The following is a 19,768-nucleotide window of genomic DNA, read 5'->3' as shown; positions in this document are numbered from 1 at the left end:
CGTCAGGCGGCGGTCGCGGGCTTGAGGAGGGGGACGTCCCGGCACAGCTCGCGGAACCCCGCGCCGTAGTACAGCTCGCGGGCCGCCGGGTGCCCCGGTGCCCCCAGACAGGCGACCGTCGCCTGCACGGCCCCCGCCTCGCGGGCCAGGCGCATCCCGTGCAGGAGCACCGCCCGGCCCAGTCCCAGGCGCCGGTGGTCGGGGTGCGTGCCCATCGGCTCGAACTCGACGGTGCGGTTCGCCCCGTCCAGCCACATGATGGCCGAGGACGCCATCGTCCCGTCCGGTGCCTCCACCAGCACGTGCAGGTCGCCGCGGTAGCCGTTCGTCCCCCGCAGGTCGCGGTAGGCCTCGACCGAGTACGCCCGGGGTCCCCAGGCGTTCAGGTGGGCGCGGACCGCGGCCTCCTCCCCGGCCTCGTCGGCGGTGCGGAACGTGTACCCGCCCGGGAGCTTCGGCGGTTCCACGTCGGTGAGGTCGCGCTGGTTGAGCTGGGTCCAGGAGCCGGTGTCGCCCTGCCCGTCCGGGTCGGGCACGTACCCGTGCGCCGCCCACCGTTCCAGGGCGAACCCGTCGGAGGCGCCCGGCAGTACGGTGCGCTCCAGGCCCGGCGCGGTGGCGTCGAACCAGTCGATCACCTCGTCGACCAGGTCGGCGTGGTCGGGGTGGACCTGGTAGGCCAGGTAGGCGCCGGTGGCGTTCGCGACGGTCCCGTCGCTGAGCCGGACGCTGCACGGCAACTGGGCCCACCCCCATGCCACGAGTTCCCCGCCGGAGGACCACAGGCGGCGGCGCCACGAGGAGCCCTGGGCGGTGTGCGCCCTGCCCCAGTTCCAGGCCAGCTCGCCGAAGGAGGCGTCGCTGTTCACCAGCTCCGGGTGGGTGGCCGTGACGCGCTGCGCCAGGCCCTGCATGAGTTCCACGTCCGCGGCGGTCACAAGCTCTGAAGTCGTCACGATGCCCCAGGGTGCCAGGAAGCCGCGGGCCCGTCGACCGGTTTTTCGGCCGACGGCCCCGCGGCCTCACACGGCCCCGCGGCCTCGCGGCCTCACCCGGCGTCGCGGGCGCAGCGGAACCCGGCGTTGCCCATCGACGAGTCCGGGGTCAGCCCCTGGCGCGCGCTGACCCGGTAGCGCCGGCAGTAGGACTCGTGGCACAGGTAGGACCCGCCGCGCGAACTCCGGCGCGCGCCGTCCCCGGCGTGCGGAGCCGAGTCGAACCGGTCCCGGCACCACTCCCACACGTTGCCCGTCATGTTGTACAGGCCGTGCCCGTTCGGCGCGAACGCGGTGACCGGGCAGGTCCCGAGCCACCCGTCGGCGAGGGTGTTGCTGTGCGGGAAGGACCCCTGCCAGACGTTCATCCGGTGCTCGCCGCCGGGTTCGAGCTCGTCGCCCCACGGGTAGGCGCGGCCCTCCAACCCGCCCCGCGCCGCGTACTCCCACTCCGCTTCGGTCGGAAGGCGCAGACCCGCCCAGTCGCAGTAGGCCCGGGCGTCGTCCCAGGACACGTGCACCACCGGATGGTCGGCCCGGTCCGCCGTCGACGACCCGGGGCCCTCGGGGCGCCGCCAGTCGGCACCCTCGACCTGGCGCCACCACGGCGCGTTCGCCACGGCCCTGGTGGGCGGGAAGTCGTCGGGCAGGAGCCCGCCGAACACGAAGGACCAGCCGAACCGCTCGGCGTCCGTGCGGTAGCCGGTCGCGTCGGCGAACACGGCGAACTCCGCGTTGGTCACCGTCGTCGGGCCGATCCAGAACGGGTCCACCTCGACCCGGCGGACCGGCCCCTCGCCGTCGCCCGGATAGGAGCGGGCGTCGTCGCAGCCCATGAGGAAGGCCCCGCCCTCCAGGCGCACCAGACCGCTCACGTCGCCCGGGCCCCGCTCGAAGGCCGGCCGTGCGGCGGGGCGGGCCGCGCCGCCCGCCTCGCGCGAGGGGGCGCAGCACCGGCCGCCCGCCGACCGCTCACTCATGGGCGGCCCGGAACTCCGTGCGCGCCTGCTCACTGGCCACGTCGCTCCAGACGTCGTCGGACAGGTCGAACCGGACCCGCTCCAGCGTGCCGGTGAACGCGTTGTCGGCGAAGGCGTAGTCGTCGGTCACCGGCGAGGCGCGGTCGACGCCGAGGTCGAAGGTCTCGTCGAAGGCGAAGTAGTAGGGGATGGTCGCCGCCACCCTGCCCTCGCCGACCTTCTCGCCGTCCACACCCAGCACGACGGTCGCGCCTCGGCCCACGCCGCCGCCGTCGTAGCCGAACTCCAGGGTGATCTCGTGCCGGCCCGCGCCGAGCGGTTCGCTCGCGGCGACCTTGTGCTCACTGAGCCCGAAGTAGTTGTACGCGTAGCTGGGCCTGCCCTCGTGGCAGTACAGCGACCAGCCGCCGAACCTGCCGCCCTGCGCCACGAGGACCCCGGACGCACCGCCCTCGGGCACGTCCACGCGTGCCGTGATCGTGTGCGAGCGGTTCTTCACGTTCGGCGCCGTCTCCTCGGTCAGGCGCAGACCGGGGCCGTGGAAGGTGATCGTCCCACGGTCGCCGTGCAGGTCCAGCCGGCCGGCCTCCCTGGGGTTCTCGCGTTCGGTCATCCGGTCGTCCAGCGGGAAGACGTTGTACTTCGCTGCCTCGATGAGGAACAGCTGCTGGAGTTCCCGCAGCCTGCCCGGGTGTTCGGCGGCGATGTCGTGCGACTGGGTCCAGTCGACGCTGGTGTCGTAGAGCTCCCAGACGTCGTCGTCGTAGGACCGGTGCTCGGACTCCACCATCTCCCACGGCACACCGTGCCGGGTGACCGCCATCCAGCCGTCGTGGTAGATGCCCCGGTGGCCGACCATCTCGAAGTACTGCAGTGTGTGCCGGTCCGGTTCGTCGGCGCCGTTGAAGCTGTAGAGCATGCTGGTGCCCTCGATCGGCTTCTGCGTGATGCCGTCCACCGTGGTCGGTTCGGGCAGCCCGGCCGCCTCCAGGACGGTCGGCATCACGTCGATCACGTGGTGGAACTGGTCGCGCACGCCGCCGCGTTCGGTGATCCCGGCCGGCCAATGCACCACCATGCCGTCGCGGGTGCCGCCGAAGTGCGAGGCGACCTGCTTCGTCCACTGGTAGGGCGTGTTCATCGCCAGCGCCCACCCGACCGGGTAGTGGGCGTGCGTCGTCGGGTCGCCGAGCGCCTCGTCGTGCTCGTTGATGTACTCGGCGCTGTCCGGGATGCCGCTGGCGAAGCGGTGCTCGTTGAGCGTGCCCCCCAGGCCGCCCTCGGCCGAGGCGCCGTTGTCGCCGAGGATGTACACGATCAGCGTGTTCTCCAGCGCGCCCATCTCCTCGATGGCGTCGACGAGGCGGCCGACCTGGACGTCGGTGTGCTCGGCGAAGCCGGCGTAGAGCTCCATCAGCGACGCGGCGGAGCGGCGCTCGGCGTCGTCCAGTTCGTCCCAGTGCGGCACCCCCTCGGCCCAGGGCGCCAGTTCGGCGTCCGGTGGGACGACGCCGAGTTCCTTCTGCCGTGCGAGCGTGATCTCCCGCTGGGCGTCCCAGCCGTGGTCGAACGCGCCCCGGTACTTCTCCCGGTACTCGCGGGGCACGTGGTAGGGCGCGTGGGTGGCGCCGAACGGCACGTAGGCGAAGAACGGTGTGTCGGGCTTGAGGGTCTGCTGCGTACGGACCCAGTCGATCGCCTGGTCCACCAGGTCCTCGGACAGGTGGTAGCCGTCCTCGGGCTTGCGGTCCGGCTCGGTCGGCGCGGTCCCGTCGAAGAGCACCGGATACCAGTGGTTCATCTCCGCGCACACGAACCCGTAGAACTTCTCGAACCCCTCGCCGGTGGGCCACCGGTCGAACGGGCCGGCCGGGCTGACGTCGCGCGCCGGCGTCTGGTGCCACTTGCCGAAGGCGCCCGTGTTGTAGCCGTTGCCCCGCAGCACCTGGGCCAGGGTGGCCGCGCTGCGCGGACGGATCCCGCTGTACCCGGGCGCCGCGCTGGACATCTCCGTCGTGACGCCCATCCCCACCGAGTGGTGGTTGCGGCCGGTGAGCAGCGACTGGCGGGTGGGGGAGCAGATCGCCGTGACGTGGAACCGCGAGTAGCGCAGTCCGCCCTCGGCCAGACGGTCGGCGGTGGGCATCGCGCACGGTCCCCCGAACGTGCTGGGCGCGCCGAAGCCCATGTCGTCGATGAGCACCACGACCACGTTCGGCGCGCCCTCGGGCGGCTGAACGGGCTGCTGTGGTTCGTACGGGGGGTTCTGCTCACGCACGTCGGTCGATGTGGCGGGAGCGTGCTGTGGGTCCGGAATCGGCAGCTGTTCCCGGCTGACGCGTGGATTCGGCATCGATCGCTCCTCAGGCACCGGACACCTCCGCGGGCTGCCCGTCGGCGGTCTCGACCCCGTCGAGCCACGCCTCGACCTCGTCGGTGTTCTGCGCGATCCACTCCTGTGCGACGGTCTCGACGGGGTCGCCGTCCTTGCTCAGCCGGTTGATCCACGCGGACGCGGTCGCGGTGTCGACCTCCATCTGGGAGAGGAAGCGCGCGACGTCCGGGTTGTCGGACTCGAATCCCGCACGCGTGAGGACGCGGATCTCGCCGGCGCCGGGCCACACCTCTTCGGGATCCTCCAGGTAGACGAGGTCCCACTGCACGTTCATCCAGTGCGGTTCCCAGCCCAGGAACACGACCGGCTCCTGCTCGTCCGCGCGGCGTTCGACCTCGCCCAGCATGGCGGCGGAACTCGACTGCACGAGTTCCCAGTCGCCGAGCCCGTAGGCGTCGTCCCCGATCGCGTCGAGGATGTACTCGTTGCCCGGGGTCCCGGCCTCGATGCCGATGAACTCCCCGCCGAACAGGTCGCGGTTCCCGTCCAGGTCGGCCAGTGAGCGCACGCCGTGCTCCTCGGCGACGTAGGCGGGGACCGCGGGCGCGTAGGTCGTGCCCGTCATGAGCGTTCCGAGGACCTCGATGTCCCCGGAGTCCAGGTGGTCGGAGAAGACCGGCTCCTGGCTGGGCCACCAGTTGCCCAGGTAGGCGTCCACGCTGCCGTCGGCGAGCGCCTGCGCGCCGATGGGGACGGACACCTCCTGCACGGTCACCTCGTAGCCGTTCTCCTCCAGGACCTGACGGACGATCTCGTTCTCGACGACCAGGTCCTCCCACGGCTGCTGTACGAGGAGGACCTCCTCCCCGCCGGCAACGTCCTGCTCGATTCCCTGGGCGCCGCACGCCGTGGCGAACAACAGGCTCGATGCACAGAAGGAAGATGTGATTATTTGCGCTCTGAGATGAATGTGGCGTCCCTTTCCATCGGTCCATGGGCCGCCCTTTCGAATTCGTCGAACCGGGCGCGGATGGCGTTTATTTGTCGGTGCAATAAACGGTTGCACGCCCATAAGCGGAGGTCAATGAATTCCCGGTGACCAGCTAGAGCGATGCCGGACGGCTGCCATAGACGCCTTCTATGGCCGGGTGCCCCCGCCGGTGCCGTGCGCGGTGTCGGCGTCCCGCGGCCAGTGCGTCACCACGTCCACGAACGCCTCGGCGGCGGGGGACAGCCGGCCGGGCGGCCGGACGAGCACACCGTGCCGGGCCACCGGGGGGTCGATGCGCAGGACCACGGCGCCCAGCGCAGCCGCGTCGCTGGCCAGACCGGTCGGCAGCAGGGCCGCGCCCGCCCCGGCCAGGACCAGGGGGACGATGGCGGCGCGGTGGGTGATCTCGACCGCGATGCGCGGCGGCGCGCCCGCCAGCGCGAGCACGTCGTCGAGGACGATCCTCGTCGTGGTGCCCTTGGGCGTGGTGATGAGGTCGAGCGCGGCCAGTTCGGGCACGGTGAGCGCGCCGGAGGCCGGCCTGGGGGCCGTGGGCGGGAGGACGGCCAGCACCTCCTGTTCGGGAAGCTCGATCACCCGCATGCCGGTGGTGGAGACGCCCTGCTCGGTGAGCCCGAGCTCGCACCGGCCGCGGCGGACCAGGTCCACCACCGCGGCGGCGTTCTCCGGGTCCACGACGTTGAACTCGATCCCCGGGAAGCGGCTCCGGAACGCTCCGACGAACGACGCGAGCGGGTCCACGGCCAGGGTCGTGACCGCGACGATCTCCAGTCGGCCGGACGCGAGCCCGGTGACCTGCTCCGCCGCGTTGTGCACCTTCGTGAAGCCGTGCAGCACCTGCCGGGCCGGCTCCATCAGTGCCTCACCGACCGGTGTCAGCACCACACCGCGGCCGAGGCGGCGGAACACCGGAGCGCCGATGTCGCGTTCCAGCGTCCGGATGGTGTGCGAAAGCGAGGGCTGTGCGATACGCAGGGAATGCGCGGCACTCGTGAAGCTGCCGTGGCTCGCCACGGCGAGAAAACACTCCAGATGCCTGCGTTCCACGAATACCCCCTGCTCCGGACGCGCGATTCCTCCACAGTATCGGGAATCGACGGAGCGTTCTCCGTCGAGAGAATCAACACATTCCTTTTCCGGGGCGGCGCGCGGTGTCAGAGGACGACGGCCGCCGCGGCGACGAGGCTCGCCACCGCCACGGCCGCGACGGTGAGCGGTACCGCGCGGCGCCCGCCGAACGTGCTCGGGACGGTGCGGCCGGCGAGCCGCCGGTAGGAGCGCAGCGGCAGGACCCACAGGGCCAGGGCCATCACCAGGACCACGAGGCCGCCGCACAGCGCGAGCAGGTCGCCGTCCACCGCCGTCCTGAGCACGAGCGCGGCGTTGACCGCCAGGAGCAGGGCGGTGCGCTGCCAGGAGAGTGTGGTGCGCTCCAACTGCACACCCGGGTCGGCGACCGGCCGGTCCGACACGGCTAGACCGCCAGCACGAGGGCGACCGCGACCGCGGACACCAGCCCGACGACAGCGGTGAGCACCAGCCCCATCGAGGTCCTCGGCAGCGCCCGCCCCATCCGCATCGCGTGCTGGTTGACCCGCCAGCGCCGGTACCCCGCGACCGCGACCAGCACGCCCAGCGCGATCAGCCCGGCGCCCGCGGCCTGCCCCAACCGCTCGGTGCCTGCCCCGTCGAACAGGTGCGCCACGGCCAGGCCGCCGGCGTCCAGCGCCAGCGCCGTGCGCACGTACGCCAGGAACGTGCGCTCGTTGGCCAGGGAGAACCGGTAGTCCGGCTCCGTTCCGGCCTCGGTCCTGCCCGGTCGCGACCGCACCCTCACCGGGCGCCCTCGCGGGTGGTCTCCACAGCGGTCCTCGCACTCATGCGGCGATGAAACCGCACCGCGATCCAGAGCGCAAAGAGGAAATATCTCAGAGATCCATAGGCATCGCCTATGCCGATGGCCGGCCGCTGCCCTAGGCTCCGCCGCATGGAACGCCGCCAACTGGAGTACTTCCTCGCCGTCGTCGACCACCAGGGCATCACCGCGGCGGCGGCCGCACTGCGCGTCTCCCAGCCCTCCCTGTCCCAGGGCGTCCGCCAGCTCGAACGCGACCTCGGCACGCCCCTGTTCGACCGGATCCCGCGCGGGGTCCGCCTCACCAGCGCGGGGGAGGCCCTGCTGGCGCCGGCTCGCCAGGTCGTCCGCGACCTGGCCACCGCCCGGTCCGCGGTCCAGGACGTGCGCGGACTCGCCGGTGGCAGGCTCGAACTCGCGATGCTGCCCGCCCTCACACTGCAGCCCTTCGCCCCGGTCCTGGCCGACTTCCGCACGCGGTTCCCGCGGGTGCGGATCGCCATCTCCCAACCGGAGGAGGCCGCCGCGGTGGGCGAACTGGTCCGCACCGGCCGCGCGGAACTCGGCTTCCTGGACCAGTTCCGCGACACCGCGGGAGAGCTGGAGACGGAGTACCTGCTCGACCAGGAACTCCTGGCCGTCCTGCCGCCGGACAGCGCACGCACCGACGAGCCGATCGGCATCGGCGAACTCCTGGGGCACGGGCTCATCACCGGGACCAAGGGAACGCTCGCCCGCGACCTCGTCGAGCGGTGGGCCGACGAACACGGCCGGGAGGCCGAACCCGCCATCGAGGTCGGCCGGAGGGAGACCGGCGTCCACCTGGTGGTGGCCGGGGCGGGCGTCTCGATCTTCCCCGAACCCCTCGCCCGCGTCGCGCACGCCCTCGGCGCGGTCGTGCGCCCGCTGCGACCGCGCCTGCCGCGCCGGATCGCCCTGTGCCACCGCGGCGGCCCGATGTCGCCCGCCGCCCGCGCCTTCGCCGACCTCGCCCGCCGGGCGTGCCGGTGAGTTCGGGCCGGGCGCCCCTACTCGCCGGTGGTCAGCCGTTCGGCCTCACCACCTCGAAGAGTCGGGCCAGCTCGCCGTCCAACTCGTCCACGATGCCATGGCCCGCCTGACCGGGCGTGGGAAGCTGGAACAGGAACGACGTGCCGATCACGGTCCCCACGGCCCTGTCCCCGGCGCGCAGGCAGCGATCGAGGAAACTGAGCACTCCGCGCCAGTCGAGCCCGCCCTCGATCGGTTGGCCGCTGATGTCCGCGACATAGGCGGCGACCACCTCGCGTGTCACTTCGATCCCGAAGAACACGTGCGCGAGAAAGGCCTCCGGGCCGTCGTAGTAGAAGTCGATATTCTCTCCGAGCGGTGGGAAGTTCTCGACGAGGTCGAGGGCGAACCACTCTTCGGCCCGAGTCATCCGTCACCACCGCCACTTCCATCCATCACTTCACTCGATCAAGCCCGGGGAGTGCAGCGCGTCGACGAAGGCGCGCCATTCGGAACCGAGGAAGGTCAGGTGTCCCGACTCGCGGTTCCGGGTGTCGCGCACGTCCGCTCCGGCGCTGTGCTCGCGGACCTCGACACACTCGTTGGTTCCGCCGCTGTAACTGCTCTTGTGCCAGTCACTCATCGTCGATCGCCTTCATTTCGTCATGGATGGCTTGCAGCGTCTCCTGTGGGTCCCTGGCGGCCCCCTGGAGAGCAGTGAACACCATACGGCTCCGGGCGATGTCGGCCGAGCCGGAGATGATGCGGCCCTCCTCAGCCGATTCCATGTACACCACCTCTGGTTCGTCCGCCGTGGTGATGATCCGCCGCGGTCCCGAGGTTCCCGCATGGCGTGGAGCCCGCACCGGGAGCATCTGAACGGTGACACGCTCACGCCCGATCTCGTGGGCCACGTACGCCAGTTGGTCGCGCTGGACGTGAGGGGATCCGTAGCGGCGCCAGAGCACGCTCTGGTCGATGATCAGCCAGATCACCGGAGACGCGGATTCGGCCATGCGCTTCGCGCGATCATTCCTCTCCTTGGCGAGTGCGAGGACCTGCTCCTGGGAGAGCCACGGCGCCCCGTAGCGAACGAGCGCGTACGAGTAGTCAAGGGTCTGGAGGTACCCCGGGAACACGAGCGGCTGGTACTCGAACAGGGCGTCGGCGGCGTGGGTGCGCTTGGTGACCTCGTGGAGCCACACCTGGCGCCCGGAGCCGGTCAGCTCCTCCCAGAGCCTCTCCAACCTCCCGTCGCTCTCCAACACCGCATCGAGGAACTTACGCAGCCACGGCCGGGCCAACGCCCGGCCATTCTCGATATCGGACACATGCGAGTCGCTGATGGCGGTGCCGCGCTGGCTCACCCGCCTGGCCAGGGCCTGTTGGGTGAGCTCGGATTCCACGCGCAGCCTGCGCAGTTCCCGACCGAAGGAACGAAGGGCGCGTTCGTCTGTGTGCATGTCGCCATGGGACCACAAAGGTTCATACCCGGTGGGGGCTTCCACAGAATTCCAAAGCCCCGTGGAATATTCGGTGACTCTCCGACCGGACTTCACGCGGTGACCAGGCAGGACACATCCTTTTCGTTGCGGGTCCGCTCACGGAAAACCAAGCGAAAAAGGATGAGGTGGAAGCCATGGATTCGGCTGTGCGCGCTCTCGATCTGCCCAGGCGTATCCGATACGCGGATCCGGATACGAGTGGCCTGGTGTGCGGAGCCGATCCGCAGCATGTGCGGATCGCGCGCCGATGGGCGATGCAGGCCACCAGGACGACGCCGTGCCTGGCCCATCCCCTGGTGGTGTCGCTGGCCGAGCTGCACACCAACGCCCTGAAGCACTCGGCCTCGGGGCTTCTCAGCGGCCGGGTGAGGATCGAGATCGAGCGCCGCGAGCGTCTCTTCCTCCTCCGCGTCACCGACGAAGGTGCCCGCCCGGGCGGGGGGATCACCGTTCCCGAGGTCCGCGCCGGGGCCGGTGTGGAGAAACGGGAACCCGCCTTGGCGGAGGGCGGATACGGCCTGGCTCTGGTGGATGCCATGGCCCTGTACTGGGACTTCACCGGTGGTGAGGGCGGCCCTGTGACCGTGCGTGCCGCCTTCGACCGTTCGGGGCGGCCGCGTCCGCGCCCGTGAGCCCCGGTGCCGGGGCGGTGCCGCCCGAGCGGCACCGCCCCGTCGGAGGTCGTCCTGCGCGGCCTAGGCTCCGGCGGCGGCCTCCAGGCGGATGACGACGGCCTTGGAGACCGGGGTGTTGGAGCCCTCGGCGACCGCGCCGAGCGGCACCAGCGCGTTCGCCTCGGGGAAGTAGGCGGCGGCGCACCCCCGGGCCGTCGGATAGGACACGATCCGGAACCGGGCGGCCCGGCGCTCCTCGTCCCCGGCCCGCGGGTCCTTCCACTCCGAGACCAGGTCGACCAGGTCCCCGTCGGTGAAGCCGAGCGAGGCGATGTCGTCGTCGTTGACCAGCACCACGCGCCGCGCGTTCTCGATCCCCCGGTAGCGGTCGGAGAGCCCGTAGACCGTGGTGTTGTACTGGTCGTGGCTGCGCAGTGTCTGGAGCAGCAGCCGCCCGGCGGGGACCTCGATCGGCTCCGGGACGTTGACGGTGAGGTTCGCCCGGCCGGTGGCGGTCGGGAAGGTGCGCGAGTCGCGGGGCGGATGCGGCATCACGAACCCGTCCGGCTCGCGCACCCGCCGGTTGTAGTCCGCGCAGCCCGGCACCACCCGCGCGATGTGGTCGCGGACGGTGTCGTAGTCGCGCTCGAACTCCTCCCAGCGCACCGGGTGGTCCTCGCCGAGCAGCCGGCGGGCCAGGCGGGCGACGATCGCCACCTCCGACAGCAGCCGCCCGCCCGCGGGGCGCAGCCGGCCCCGGGAGGCGTGCACCACCGACATCGAGTCCTCGACGGTGACGAACTGTTCCCCCGACTCCTGCACGTCCCGCTCGGTGCGGCCGAGCGCGGGCAGGATCAGCGCGGTCCGCCCCGGGACGACGTGCGACCGGTTGAGCTTGGTCGACACGTGCACGGTCAGGTCGCAGCCGCGCAGCGCCCGCTCGGTGGCCTCGGTGTCCGGGGTGGCCGCCGCGAAGTTCCCGCCCATCGCGAAGAGCACCCGCACACGGCCCTCGTGCATGCCGTGCAGCGTCTCGACGGTGTCCAGGCCGTGCGCACGCGGCACCTCGACCCCGAACTCGCGTTCCAGGGCCCGCAGGAACGGCTCCGGCATCTTCTCGTAGATGCCCATGGTCCGGTCGCCCTGCACGTTGGAGTGCCCGCGCACCGGGCACACCCCGGCCCCCGGCTTGCCGATCATGCCCCGCAGCAGCACCAGGTTGACGGCCTCCCTGATGGTCGCCACCCCCTGCCGCTGCTGGGTCAGGCCCATCGCCCAGCACACGACCGTGCGCTCGGATTCGATCAGCATGCGCGCGATCCGCTCGACCTGCGCCCTGGCGAGCCCGGTCGCCCGTTCGGTCGCCGCCCAGTCGATGTGCCGGGCCCCGCGCGCGAACTCGTCGAAGCCGTGCGTGTGCGCCTCGATGAAGTCCCGGTCGAGCACCGTGCCCGGCGCGGCGTCCTCGGCGAGCACCAGCAGCCCGGTCAGGGCACGCAGCAGCGCCAGGTCGCCGCCGATGCGGATCTGCGCGAACTCGTCCGCCAGCGCCGTGCCCCGGCCCACGATCCCGCTCGCCCGCTGCGGGTTCTTGAACCGGAGCAGCCCGGCCTCCGGCAGCGGGTTGACCGCCACGATCCGCCCGCCGCGGTCCTTGACCTTCTCCAGTGACGCCAGCATGCGCGGGTGGTTGGTGCCCGGGTTCTGCCCCAGCACCAGGACCAGGTCCGCGTGCTCCACGTCGGACAGCGACACCGAGCCGGTACCGATCCCGATGGTCTCGTTCAGCGCCATCCCCGAGGACTCGTGGCACATGTTCGAGCAGTCGGGCAGGTTGTTGGTCCCGAAGCACCGCACCATCAGCTGGTAGGCGAACGCCGCCTCGTTGCCGGTGCGACCCGAGGTGTAGAAGGCCGCCTCGTCGGGGGAGCCGAGCGCGTTCAGGTGCTCGGCGACGACGTCGAAGGCCTCCGCCCACCCGATCGGCCGGTAGTGGGTGTCGCCCTCGCGCAGGACCATCGGCTCGGTCAGCCGGCCCTGCCGTCCCAGCCAGTGGTCGGTGCGTCCGGCCAGCTCGGCGACCGGGTGCCGGGCGAAGAAGTCGGGACCCGCCCGGCGGGTCGTGGCCTCCTCCGCGACCGCCTTGGCGCCGTTCTCACAGAACTCGGCGGGCTTGCGCCGGTCGCCGTCGGCGGCCCGCGGGTCCGGCCACGCGCAGCCGGGGCAGTCGAACCCCGCCCGCTGGTTGACCAGCGGCAGCGTCCGCATGGTCCGGCCGAGGCCCATCTGTTCCCTGCTGCGATGGAGGGAGACTATCACCCCGGTGAGCCCGGCCGCGGCCCGGCCGGGCTCACCGACGCGCAGCGCGTCCTCGTCCACGTCGTGCTCGGAAGCGCGCTCGACCATGCGTTACACCTTGTCCTCGACGGTTCCGGCGGGCGCGGCCCCGGCGGCCGTCGCGTCGGCGGGCGGGGCTCCGCCGGGCGCCGTGCCGTTCGGACCACCGTTCGGGCCGCCGTTCGGCTCGGTCCAGCCCTCCTCGATCAGGTTCTGCGAGACCTGGTCGGTGAAGTCGTCACCCTCCAATAGGTGCTGGGAGACCTGCTCGGTGAACTCGTCGCCCTCCAGCAGGTTCTGTGACACCTGCTCGGTGAGCTTCTCGCGCTCCAGCCGGCGCTGGGCCCGGATCTGGCGGGTACGCTCCTCCGCGAGCTGTTTCCACGTCGCCACGCACATCACCAGCATGACGACGCTGAAGGGCAGGGCGATGAGGATCGCTCCGACCTGGAGCGCGTTCAGCCCGCCCGCGAGCAGCAGGGCGATGGCCACCACGCCCTCGGCCGTCGCCCAGAACACCCGGCTCCACACCGGGGTCTCGGGGTTGCCCCCGGAGGCCAGCATGTCGACCACGAGCGAACCGGAGTCCGACGAGGTCACGAAGAACAGCACGATGAGGACGACCCCGCCCGCGACCAGCAGGGTGCCTCCCGGCAGTTCGCCGAGCAGGGAGAACAGGGCGGACTCGGTGTCCACCGTCCCGTCCGCCGCGACGCCGCCGCCGGAGCCGAACACCTCGCGGTACAGGGCGCTGCCGCCGAACACGGTGAGCCACAGGAACGTGACCGCCGTGGGCACCAGCAGGACGCCGGTCACGAACTCGCGCACGGTGCGCCCGCGGGAGATCCGGGCGATGAACACGCCGACGAACGGCGCCCAGGACATCCACCAGCCCCAGTAGAAGGTCGTCCACCAGCCCTGCCACTGGGCGCCGTCCGCGCCCTCCAGAGCGCTGGTGTCGAAGCTCAGCCGGAGCAGGTTCTGGAAGTACAGACCGATCGACTGCACGAACTCCCGGAAGACGAACAGCGTCGGACCCGTCACCAGCACGATGAGCAGCAGCACGGCGGCGAGCCCCATGTTGATCTGGGACAGCCACTTGATCCCGCGCTTGACGCCGGTGGTCACCGAGAAGATCGCCAGCGCGGTGATCGCGCCGATGAGGACGATGTACGTCCAGTTCCCGGGGTCACTGACGAGCCCGAGGAAGTCGAGTCCGGAGGCGATCTGCAGGACGCCGAGGCCCAGCGAGGTGGCCACACCGAACAGGGTTCCCACGACCGCGATGATGTCGATCAGGTCGCCGGCCCAGCCGCTCACCCGTTCCTTGCCCAGCACCGGTTCCAGCGCCCAGCGGATCGACACCGGGCGGTTCTTGCGGTGGATGGCGTAGGCGATGGCCAGGCCGACGACCACGTAGATCGCCCACGGGTGCAGGCCCCAGTGCAGGAACGTCTGCACCAGCGACTGCTGGGCGAGGTCGTGGGGGGTGCCCTCGACGCCCGGCTTGGGGGAGGCGTAGTGGTTCAGCGGCTCCGCGACGCCCCAGAAGACCAGGCCGATGCCCATCCCCGCGGCGAACAGCATCGAGAACCACGTGCTGAGCCGGAACTCGGGCTCCTCGTCGTCGGGGCCGAGCTTGATGTCGCCGAACCGGCCGAGGCCGACGCGGACGGAGAACACCACGAACGCGCACACGATCAGGATGTAGTACCACCCGAACGTGCCGATCACGGTGTTCTGAAGGGCGGTGACCGCGGCGGACACGGCGTCGGTGAAGAACACCGCGGCCGCCACGAACGCGGTCACCAGGATCACCGAGGGCCAGAAGACCCGGGGGGCAGTGATCATCTACTCGTCACCATCCTTGTCAGGAGTGAGTGCTTGCTGCACCCACTCGTGGAACGCGCCGATGTGGTGCTCCGAGGGAACGAGGACACCGCCGTCGGCGTAGGCCCGCGAGGACATCGCGGGCTGGCAGCGCTCACAGGCGTCGAAGTCCTGCTGGTTGACCCGGTGGAACAGTTCGACGGAGCGCGAGACGTCGCGGCCGGAGGCCACGACGTCCTTGCTGTACAGCCAGTCGCACTCGACGATCGTGCGGTCGGCGGACAGCGGGAACATGCGGTGCACGATCACGTGGTCGGGCACCAGGTTGATGAAGACCTGCGGTCGGACGGTGATGGCGTAGTACTTGCGGTCCTGGTCGGAGTCCACCCCGGACAGCCGGTCGAAGCCCTCGCCGCCGTCCACGGTGAACCCGGAGACGTCCTCCCCGAAGGCCGCGCCGTGCCCGACGAAGTACTGCGCGGCGTAGCCGTCGGCGAACTCGGGCAGGACCTCGGTCAGCTCGGGGTGGATGGTCGCGCAGTGGTAGCACTCCATGAAGTTCTCGATGATGAGCTTCCAGTTGGCCTGGACGTCGTAGGTGATGCGGCGCCCGAGCTCCAGCTCGTCGACCTCGTAGTTGTCGACGGCCGCCAGCGACCCCAGCCGCTCGACGACGTCGGCCTGGACGGTGTCGGCGAACGAGGGCGGCTCCGGGGCCAGGCACAGCCACGCGTAACCGAGCCACTCCCGCAGGTGCACCGGCTTGAGGCCGTACTCGGTGCGGTCGATGTCGGGCATCGAGGTCAGGTTCGGCGCGGCGACCAGCTTCCCGTCCAGGCCGTAGGTCCAGGCGTGGTACGGGCACTGGAAGTTGCGCTTGACGCTGCCGGACTCGTCCGTGCAGAGCTTGGCGCCCCGGTGCCGGCAGATGTTGAGGAAGGCGCGCAGCGACCCGTCCCTGGAACGGGTGACGAGCACGCTCTCGCGGCCGATCTGGACGGTGCGGAAGTCACCGGGCTTGGCCAGGTCGGCCGCGCGGACCGAGCAGAACCACATCCGTTCGAAGATCCGGTCCTGTTCGCGGGCGAAGACGCCCGGGTCGGTGTAGGTGGACCCGGGCAGGGTCGGGATCAGGCTCTCGGGCAGTGCGGACCCGCCGGCGGCCGGAGGGGTCATGAGGTTCTCGGTCAAAGCTGACTCCGTCTCTGTGCTGAGCGGTCTCCGAAGGCCGGCGCCGCGGGGCGCCGGTGGTCGAAGGAAGCCGGGGTGGGTGTTCGGTGGGGGCGGTGCGCGGCGGGCACCGCCGCCCGGGTGGCCGGCGCCGACGGGGCCGTCGGCGTCCTATGCGGTGGAGCCGTGCCTCACGACCGGATGCGGGACATGTCGGGGTCGAAGAGCGGTTCGGCCGCCACCACCGCGGGGACGCGTTCGCCGAAGTACTCGATCTCGACGGGCGTGCCGGGCACGGAGGCCGACGCGGGCAGCCACGCGTAGGCGATGTTCTTGCCGATGGTGTAGCCGCGTGCCGCGCTGGTGACGTAGCCGGCCGGCACGCCGTCCACGCGGACCGGCTCGGACCCCATGACGACCTGGTACGGGTCGTCGATGGTCAGGCAGGTGAGCCGCCGCGTGGCGGTCTCCTCGGAGCGGCCCCTCAGGGCGTTCCTCCCGTGGAAGAAGCCCTTGTTCATCCGCACCGCGAAGCCGACCCCGGCCTCGTAGGGGTCGTGTTCGGTGCTCATGTCCGATCCCCAGGCCCGGTAGCCCTTCTCCAGCCGCATGCTGGTGAAGGCGCCCCGGCCCGCGGCGATCACGCCGTGCTCCTGTCCCGCCTCCCAGAGGGTGTCCCACAGCCGGCGGCCCATGTCGGCGGTGGTGTAGAGCTCCCAGCCCAGCTCCCCGACGTAGGACAGGCGCATCGCGGTCACCGGGACGTCGCCGATGAAGGCCTGCTTCGACTTGAAGTAGCCCAGCGCCTTGTGCGAGAAGTCCTCGCGGGTCAGCGGCTGGAGGAGGTCGCGGGCGGCCGGTCCCCACAGTCCGATGCAGCAGGTGCCCGCGGTGATGTCGCGCAGCTGGACGGTGCCGCTGCGGGGCAGGTGGCGGCGCAGCCAGTCGAGGTCGATCGGCCCGTTGGCGCCCACCTGGAAGCGGTCCTCGGCGAGCCGGGCGATGGTGAGGTCGCTGCGGATCCCGCCGTCCTCGTTGAGCATGAGGGTGTAGACGACCGCCCCCACCTTGCGGTCGAGCTGGTTGGTCGTCATCGCCTGCAGGAAGGTCAGCGCCTCGGGGCCGGTCACCTCCAGGCGCTTGAGCGGCGTCATGTCGAACATCGCCACCCGCTTGCGCGCCACCAGCGCCTCGGCGCCCGCGATCGGCGACCAGTACCGGGAGGCCCACTCGCCCCGCTCGGGGATCTCCGCGACCTCGGGCAGGTCCGCGTTGGCCTCGTACCACTGCGGCCGCTCCCAGCCGGACGCCTCCAGGAACACGGCTCCGAGTTCGACCTGGCGCTCGTGGAAGGGGCTGGTGCGCAGCGGACGGGGGTGCTCGGCGGGCTGCAACGGGTGCAGCACGTCGTAGACCTCGTCGAAGGCCTGACAGCTGCGCAGGTGGACGTACTCCGGCCCCCGCTCGACCTCCTCGAACCGGTTGAGGTCGCAGTTGTGCAGGTCCAGGCCGGGCTGGCCGTCGACCAGCCACTCCGCCATCGCCTTGGCCACGCCCGCGGAGTGCGTGATCCACACCGCCTCGGCCACCCAGAACCCCTGGAGGTCGGGGTGCTCGCCGAGCAGGGGGTTGCCGTCCGGGGTGAAGGAGAACAGGCCGTTGATCCCCTCGTCGATCCCGGCGTCGGCCAGGCACGGCAGCAGGTCGACGGAGTCCTTCCAGGACTGGTCGAAGTCGTCGGGGGTGAACGGCAGCTCCGACGGCATGGTCGGGGCGACGCCGGGGTCGAGGATGTCGTCGGCGGAGATCGGCATCGGGCGGTGCTCGTAGGCGCCGATACCGATGCGGTCGACGTGCTCGCGGAAGTAGAGGCCGGCCTCCTGGTGCCGCAGCAGCGGCTTGGACATCTCGCGCAGCTCGTCGTTGACGCCCTTGAGCACCGGCAGTGGCGTGGTCCTGACGTACTGGTGCGCCATGGGGACCAGCGGGATGTCGAGGTCGACCATGCGGCCGATCCGCGGGCCCCACATGCCGACGCAGGAGACGACGATGTCGGCCGCGAAGGTGTCGTGCTCGGTGACCACGGCCCGGACCCGCCCGCCGTGGCGTTCGATGCCGGTCACCTTGTGGTGGGCCAGGAAGCGTGCCCCCCGGTCGATCGCCCGCCGGGCCTGGGCCTCGCCCGCGCGCACCGGCTTGGCCAGTCCGTCGCTGGGGATGTGGAACCCGCCCAGGATCTTGGCGGGGTCCAGCAGCGGGTGCAGTTCGGCGCACTCGCCGGGGTCGCGCAGGTGGCTCTCGACGCCCCACGCGGTCGCCCAGCCGTGCCGGCGCTTGAGGTCGGCCCAGCGCTCCGGGGTGGTCGCCACCTCCAGGCCGCCGAGCTGCTGGAAGCACCACTGGTCGTCCAGCGTCAGGGCGGTGTACTTCTCGACCGTGTACTTGGCCAGCTGCGTCATGGTCCTGCATCCCACGGTCTGGTACACCAGGCCGGGCGCGTGCGAACTGGACCCACCGGTGGCGAACAGCGGCCCTTGTTCGAGCACGGTGACGTTGGTCCACCCGCGCTCGGTCAGCTCGTCGGCCAGTGCGCAGCCGACGATGCCCGCCCCGATGAGCACAACGCGTGGTTGGGTCGGCATGGAAGCTCTCCTGATCTGTGGTCGTAGCGCGTCCGAACCCGCGCTGGATCCAGTCGAGTCGCGGCGCCTGGGCGCCGCCGATGGTGGTGGGTGCTGGTCACCGGTGCCGGGCGGGAGGCCGCGGTCGGTCACAGGTTGGGGTAGAGCGGGTGCTCGGCGGCGAGCGCGCGCACGCGTGCGCTCAGCGCCTCGGCGTCGAACTCGGGCTTGAGCGCCTCGGCGATGACGTCGGAGACCTCGGTGAAGTCGTCCTCGGAGAAGCCGCGGGTGGCCAGGGCCGGGGTGCCGATGCGCAGCCCGGAGGTGACCATGGGCGGGCGCGGGTCGTTGGGCACCGCGTTGCGGTTGACGGTGATGCCGACCGAGTGCAGGCGGTCCTCGGCCTCCTGGCCGTTGAGGGGGGAGTCCACCAGGTCCACCAGGACCAGGTGCACGTCGGTGCCCCCGGAGAGGACCTTCACTCCGGCCTCGCTCATGTCGGGGCGGGTCAGGCGCTCGGCGAGGAGCTTGGCGCCGGCCACGGTGCGGCGCTGGCGTTCGGCGAAGGCCTGGCTCGCGGCGACCTTGAACGAGACGGCCTTGGCGGCGATGACGTGTTCCAGCGGGCCGCCCTGCATGCCGGGGAAGACCGCGGAGTTGATCTTCTTGCCCAGGGCGGCCTTGGCCAGGATCATGCCGCCGCGGGGTCCGCCCAGGGTCTTGTGGGTGGTGGTGGTGACCACGTCGGCGAACGGCACCGGGTTGGGGTGCAGCCCGGCGGCGACCAGGCCGGCGAAGTGGGCCATGTCGACCATGAGCAGGGCGCCGGTCTCGTCGGCGATCTGGCGGAAGCGCTCGAAGTCGAGTTGGCGCGGGTAGGCGGACCAGCCCGCGACGATCATCTTGGGCTGGTGCTCCTTGGCCAGGGCGGCGACCTCGTCGTAGTCGACGGTGCCGTCCTCCTCGCGTACGTGGTAGGCCACGGCGTTGAGGATCTTGCCGGAGTAGTTGATGCGCATGCCGTGGGTGAGGTGGCCGCCGTGGGCCAGGTCCAGGCCCAGGATGGTGTCGCCCGGCTTGAGGAGCGCGAAGTACACGGCGGTGTTGGCCTGGGCGCCCGAGTGCGGTTGGACGTTGGCGTGCTCGGCGCCGAAGAGGGCCTTGGCGCGGTCGATGGCGAGCTGTTCGACGACGTCGACGTGCTCGCAGCCGCCGTAGTAGCGGCGGCCGGGGTAGCCCTCGGCGTATTTGTTGGTCAGGACGGTGCCCTGGGCCTCCAGGACGGCCTGGGGGGCGAAGTTCTCGGAGGCGATCATTTCCAGGGTGTCGCGTTGGCGCGCCAGTTCGGCGTTCACCGCGGCCGACACCTCGGGGTCCAGTTCGCTCAGTGCCTGGTCGAGGATCGGGCCACAGGGTGCAGTGAGAGTCACGAGGACTTCCTTCCTGTGTTGCTTTATGCGCAACGAAGTTCGTGATGCACAACACGATTTCGACCACACTGGAGGCTACCGATGGGTCTGTCAA

17 protein-coding genes are annotated in these 19,768 nt (G+C 71.1%); 2 read left to right on the top strand and 15 right to left on the bottom strand.

Features of this window, described 5'->3' with window-relative positions; all coding sequences use genetic code 11:
* Positions 1–2: 2 nt before the first annotated feature.
* The 7 genes from HNR10_RS02610 to HNR10_RS31925 form a co-directional block, all read right to left on the bottom strand.
* Positions 3–956 carry a GNAT family N-acetyltransferase gene (locus HNR10_RS02610; RefSeq protein ID WP_179820561.1) on the bottom strand — a complete coding sequence of 318 codons (954 nt, stop codon included), beginning with the start codon at positions 954–956 and terminating at the stop codon, positions 3–5.
* 92 nt (positions 957–1,048) lie between these two features.
* On the bottom strand, positions 1,049–1,975 hold the full coding sequence (locus tag HNR10_RS02605) for a formylglycine-generating enzyme family protein (protein ID WP_179820560.1): 927 nt from the start codon (positions 1,973–1,975) through the stop codon (positions 1,049–1,051).
* Positions 1,968–4,328 (bottom strand): arylsulfatase, encoded by a 2,361-nt coding sequence (locus HNR10_RS02600; RefSeq protein WP_179820558.1) that lies wholly within the window; start codon positions 4,326–4,328, stop codon positions 1,968–1,970. Before HNR10_RS02600 ends, HNR10_RS02605 begins: the two co-directional genes overlap by 8 nt.
* 10 nt (positions 4,329–4,338) lie before the next feature.
* On the bottom strand, positions 4,339–5,229 hold the full coding sequence (locus HNR10_RS02595) for an ABC transporter substrate-binding protein (protein WP_179820556.1): 891 nt from the start codon (positions 5,227–5,229) through the stop codon (positions 4,339–4,341).
* Between the two features lie 219 nt (positions 5,230–5,448).
* Positions 5,449–6,369: a LysR family transcriptional regulator gene (locus HNR10_RS02590; protein WP_179820555.1), complete on the bottom strand. Its 921-nt coding sequence runs from the start codon at positions 6,367–6,369 to the stop codon at positions 5,449–5,451.
* Between the two features lie 107 nt (positions 6,370–6,476).
* Positions 6,477–6,794, bottom strand: a complete 318-nt coding sequence (locus HNR10_RS31645; protein WP_179820553.1) for a DUF202 domain-containing protein — start codon at positions 6,792–6,794, stop codon at positions 6,477–6,479.
* 2 nt (positions 6,795–6,796) lie between these two features.
* Positions 6,797–7,159 carry a YidH family protein gene (locus HNR10_RS31925; protein ID WP_312889068.1) on the bottom strand — a complete coding sequence of 121 codons (363 nt, stop codon included), beginning with the start codon at positions 7,157–7,159 and terminating at the stop codon, positions 6,797–6,799.
* A gap of 150 nt (positions 7,160–7,309) precedes the next feature.
* Between HNR10_RS31925 and HNR10_RS02575 the strand changes: the two genes are divergently transcribed.
* Positions 7,310–8,188, top strand: a complete 879-nt coding sequence (locus HNR10_RS02575; RefSeq protein ID WP_179820551.1) for a LysR family transcriptional regulator — start codon at positions 7,310–7,312, stop codon at positions 8,186–8,188.
* A gap of 31 nt (positions 8,189–8,219) precedes the next feature.
* On the opposite strand, the gene HNR10_RS02570 is transcribed toward HNR10_RS02575, so the two are convergent.
* From HNR10_RS02570 to HNR10_RS02560, 3 genes are read right to left on the bottom strand one after another with little or no spacing between them, the layout of a single operon-like run.
* Positions 8,220–8,597 (bottom strand): hypothetical protein, encoded by a 378-nt coding sequence (locus tag HNR10_RS02570; RefSeq protein WP_179820550.1) that lies wholly within the window; start codon positions 8,595–8,597, stop codon positions 8,220–8,222.
* 30 nt (positions 8,598–8,627) lie between these two features.
* Positions 8,628–8,810 (bottom strand): DUF397 domain-containing protein, encoded by a 183-nt coding sequence (locus HNR10_RS02565; RefSeq protein WP_179820548.1) that lies wholly within the window; start codon positions 8,808–8,810, stop codon positions 8,628–8,630.
* The gene (locus HNR10_RS02560; RefSeq protein WP_179820547.1) at positions 8,803–9,630 is read right to left on the bottom strand and encodes a helix-turn-helix domain-containing protein; all 828 of its coding nucleotides are present in this window, start codon (positions 9,628–9,630) and stop codon (positions 8,803–8,805) included. The genes HNR10_RS02565 and HNR10_RS02560 overlap by 8 nt, the downstream gene beginning before the upstream one ends.
* Before the next feature lie 176 nt (positions 9,631–9,806).
* On the opposite strand from HNR10_RS02560, the gene HNR10_RS02555 reads away from it, so the two are divergent.
* On the top strand, positions 9,807–10,304 hold the full coding sequence (locus tag HNR10_RS02555) for an ATP-binding protein (protein ID WP_179820545.1): 498 nt from the start codon (positions 9,807–9,809) through the stop codon (positions 10,302–10,304).
* Positions 10,305–10,367: 63 nt separating this feature from the next.
* Here the strand turns inward: HNR10_RS02555 and HNR10_RS02550 are convergent, their stop codons facing one another.
* From HNR10_RS02550 to HNR10_RS02530, 5 genes are all read right to left on the bottom strand, one after another.
* Complete coding sequence (locus tag HNR10_RS02550; RefSeq protein ID WP_179820544.1) at positions 10,368–12,692, bottom strand: FdhF/YdeP family oxidoreductase; 2,325 nt, start codon at positions 12,690–12,692, stop codon at positions 10,368–10,370.
* 3 nt (positions 12,693–12,695) lie between these two features.
* The gene (locus tag HNR10_RS02545; protein WP_246406018.1) at positions 12,696–14,474 is read right to left on the bottom strand and encodes a BCCT family transporter; all 1,779 of its coding nucleotides are present in this window, start codon (positions 14,472–14,474) and stop codon (positions 12,696–12,698) included.
* Positions 14,475–15,629: an aromatic ring-hydroxylating oxygenase subunit alpha gene (locus HNR10_RS02540; protein WP_179829481.1), complete on the bottom strand. Its 1,155-nt coding sequence runs from the start codon at positions 15,627–15,629 to the stop codon at positions 14,475–14,477.
* Positions 15,630–15,814: 185 nt separating this feature from the next.
* Positions 15,815–18,265 carry a GcvT family protein gene (locus HNR10_RS02535; RefSeq protein WP_179820542.1) on the bottom strand — a complete coding sequence of 817 codons (2,451 nt, stop codon included), beginning with the start codon at positions 18,263–18,265 and terminating at the stop codon, positions 15,815–15,817.
* A gap of 128 nt (positions 18,266–18,393) precedes the next feature.
* Positions 18,394–19,647, bottom strand: a complete 1,254-nt coding sequence (locus HNR10_RS02530) for a serine hydroxymethyltransferase (RefSeq protein ID WP_179829480.1) — start codon at positions 19,645–19,647, stop codon at positions 18,394–18,396.
* Positions 19,648–19,768: the final 121 nt, after the last annotated feature.

This window comes from Nocardiopsis aegyptia (assembly GCF_013410755.1).
Classification (GTDB): Bacteria; Actinomycetota; Actinomycetes; order Streptosporangiales; family Streptosporangiaceae; genus Nocardiopsis; species Nocardiopsis aegyptia.
Note: the sequence above shows the minus strand (reverse complement) of the source record. Positions and strands in the feature narration are given on the sequence as shown.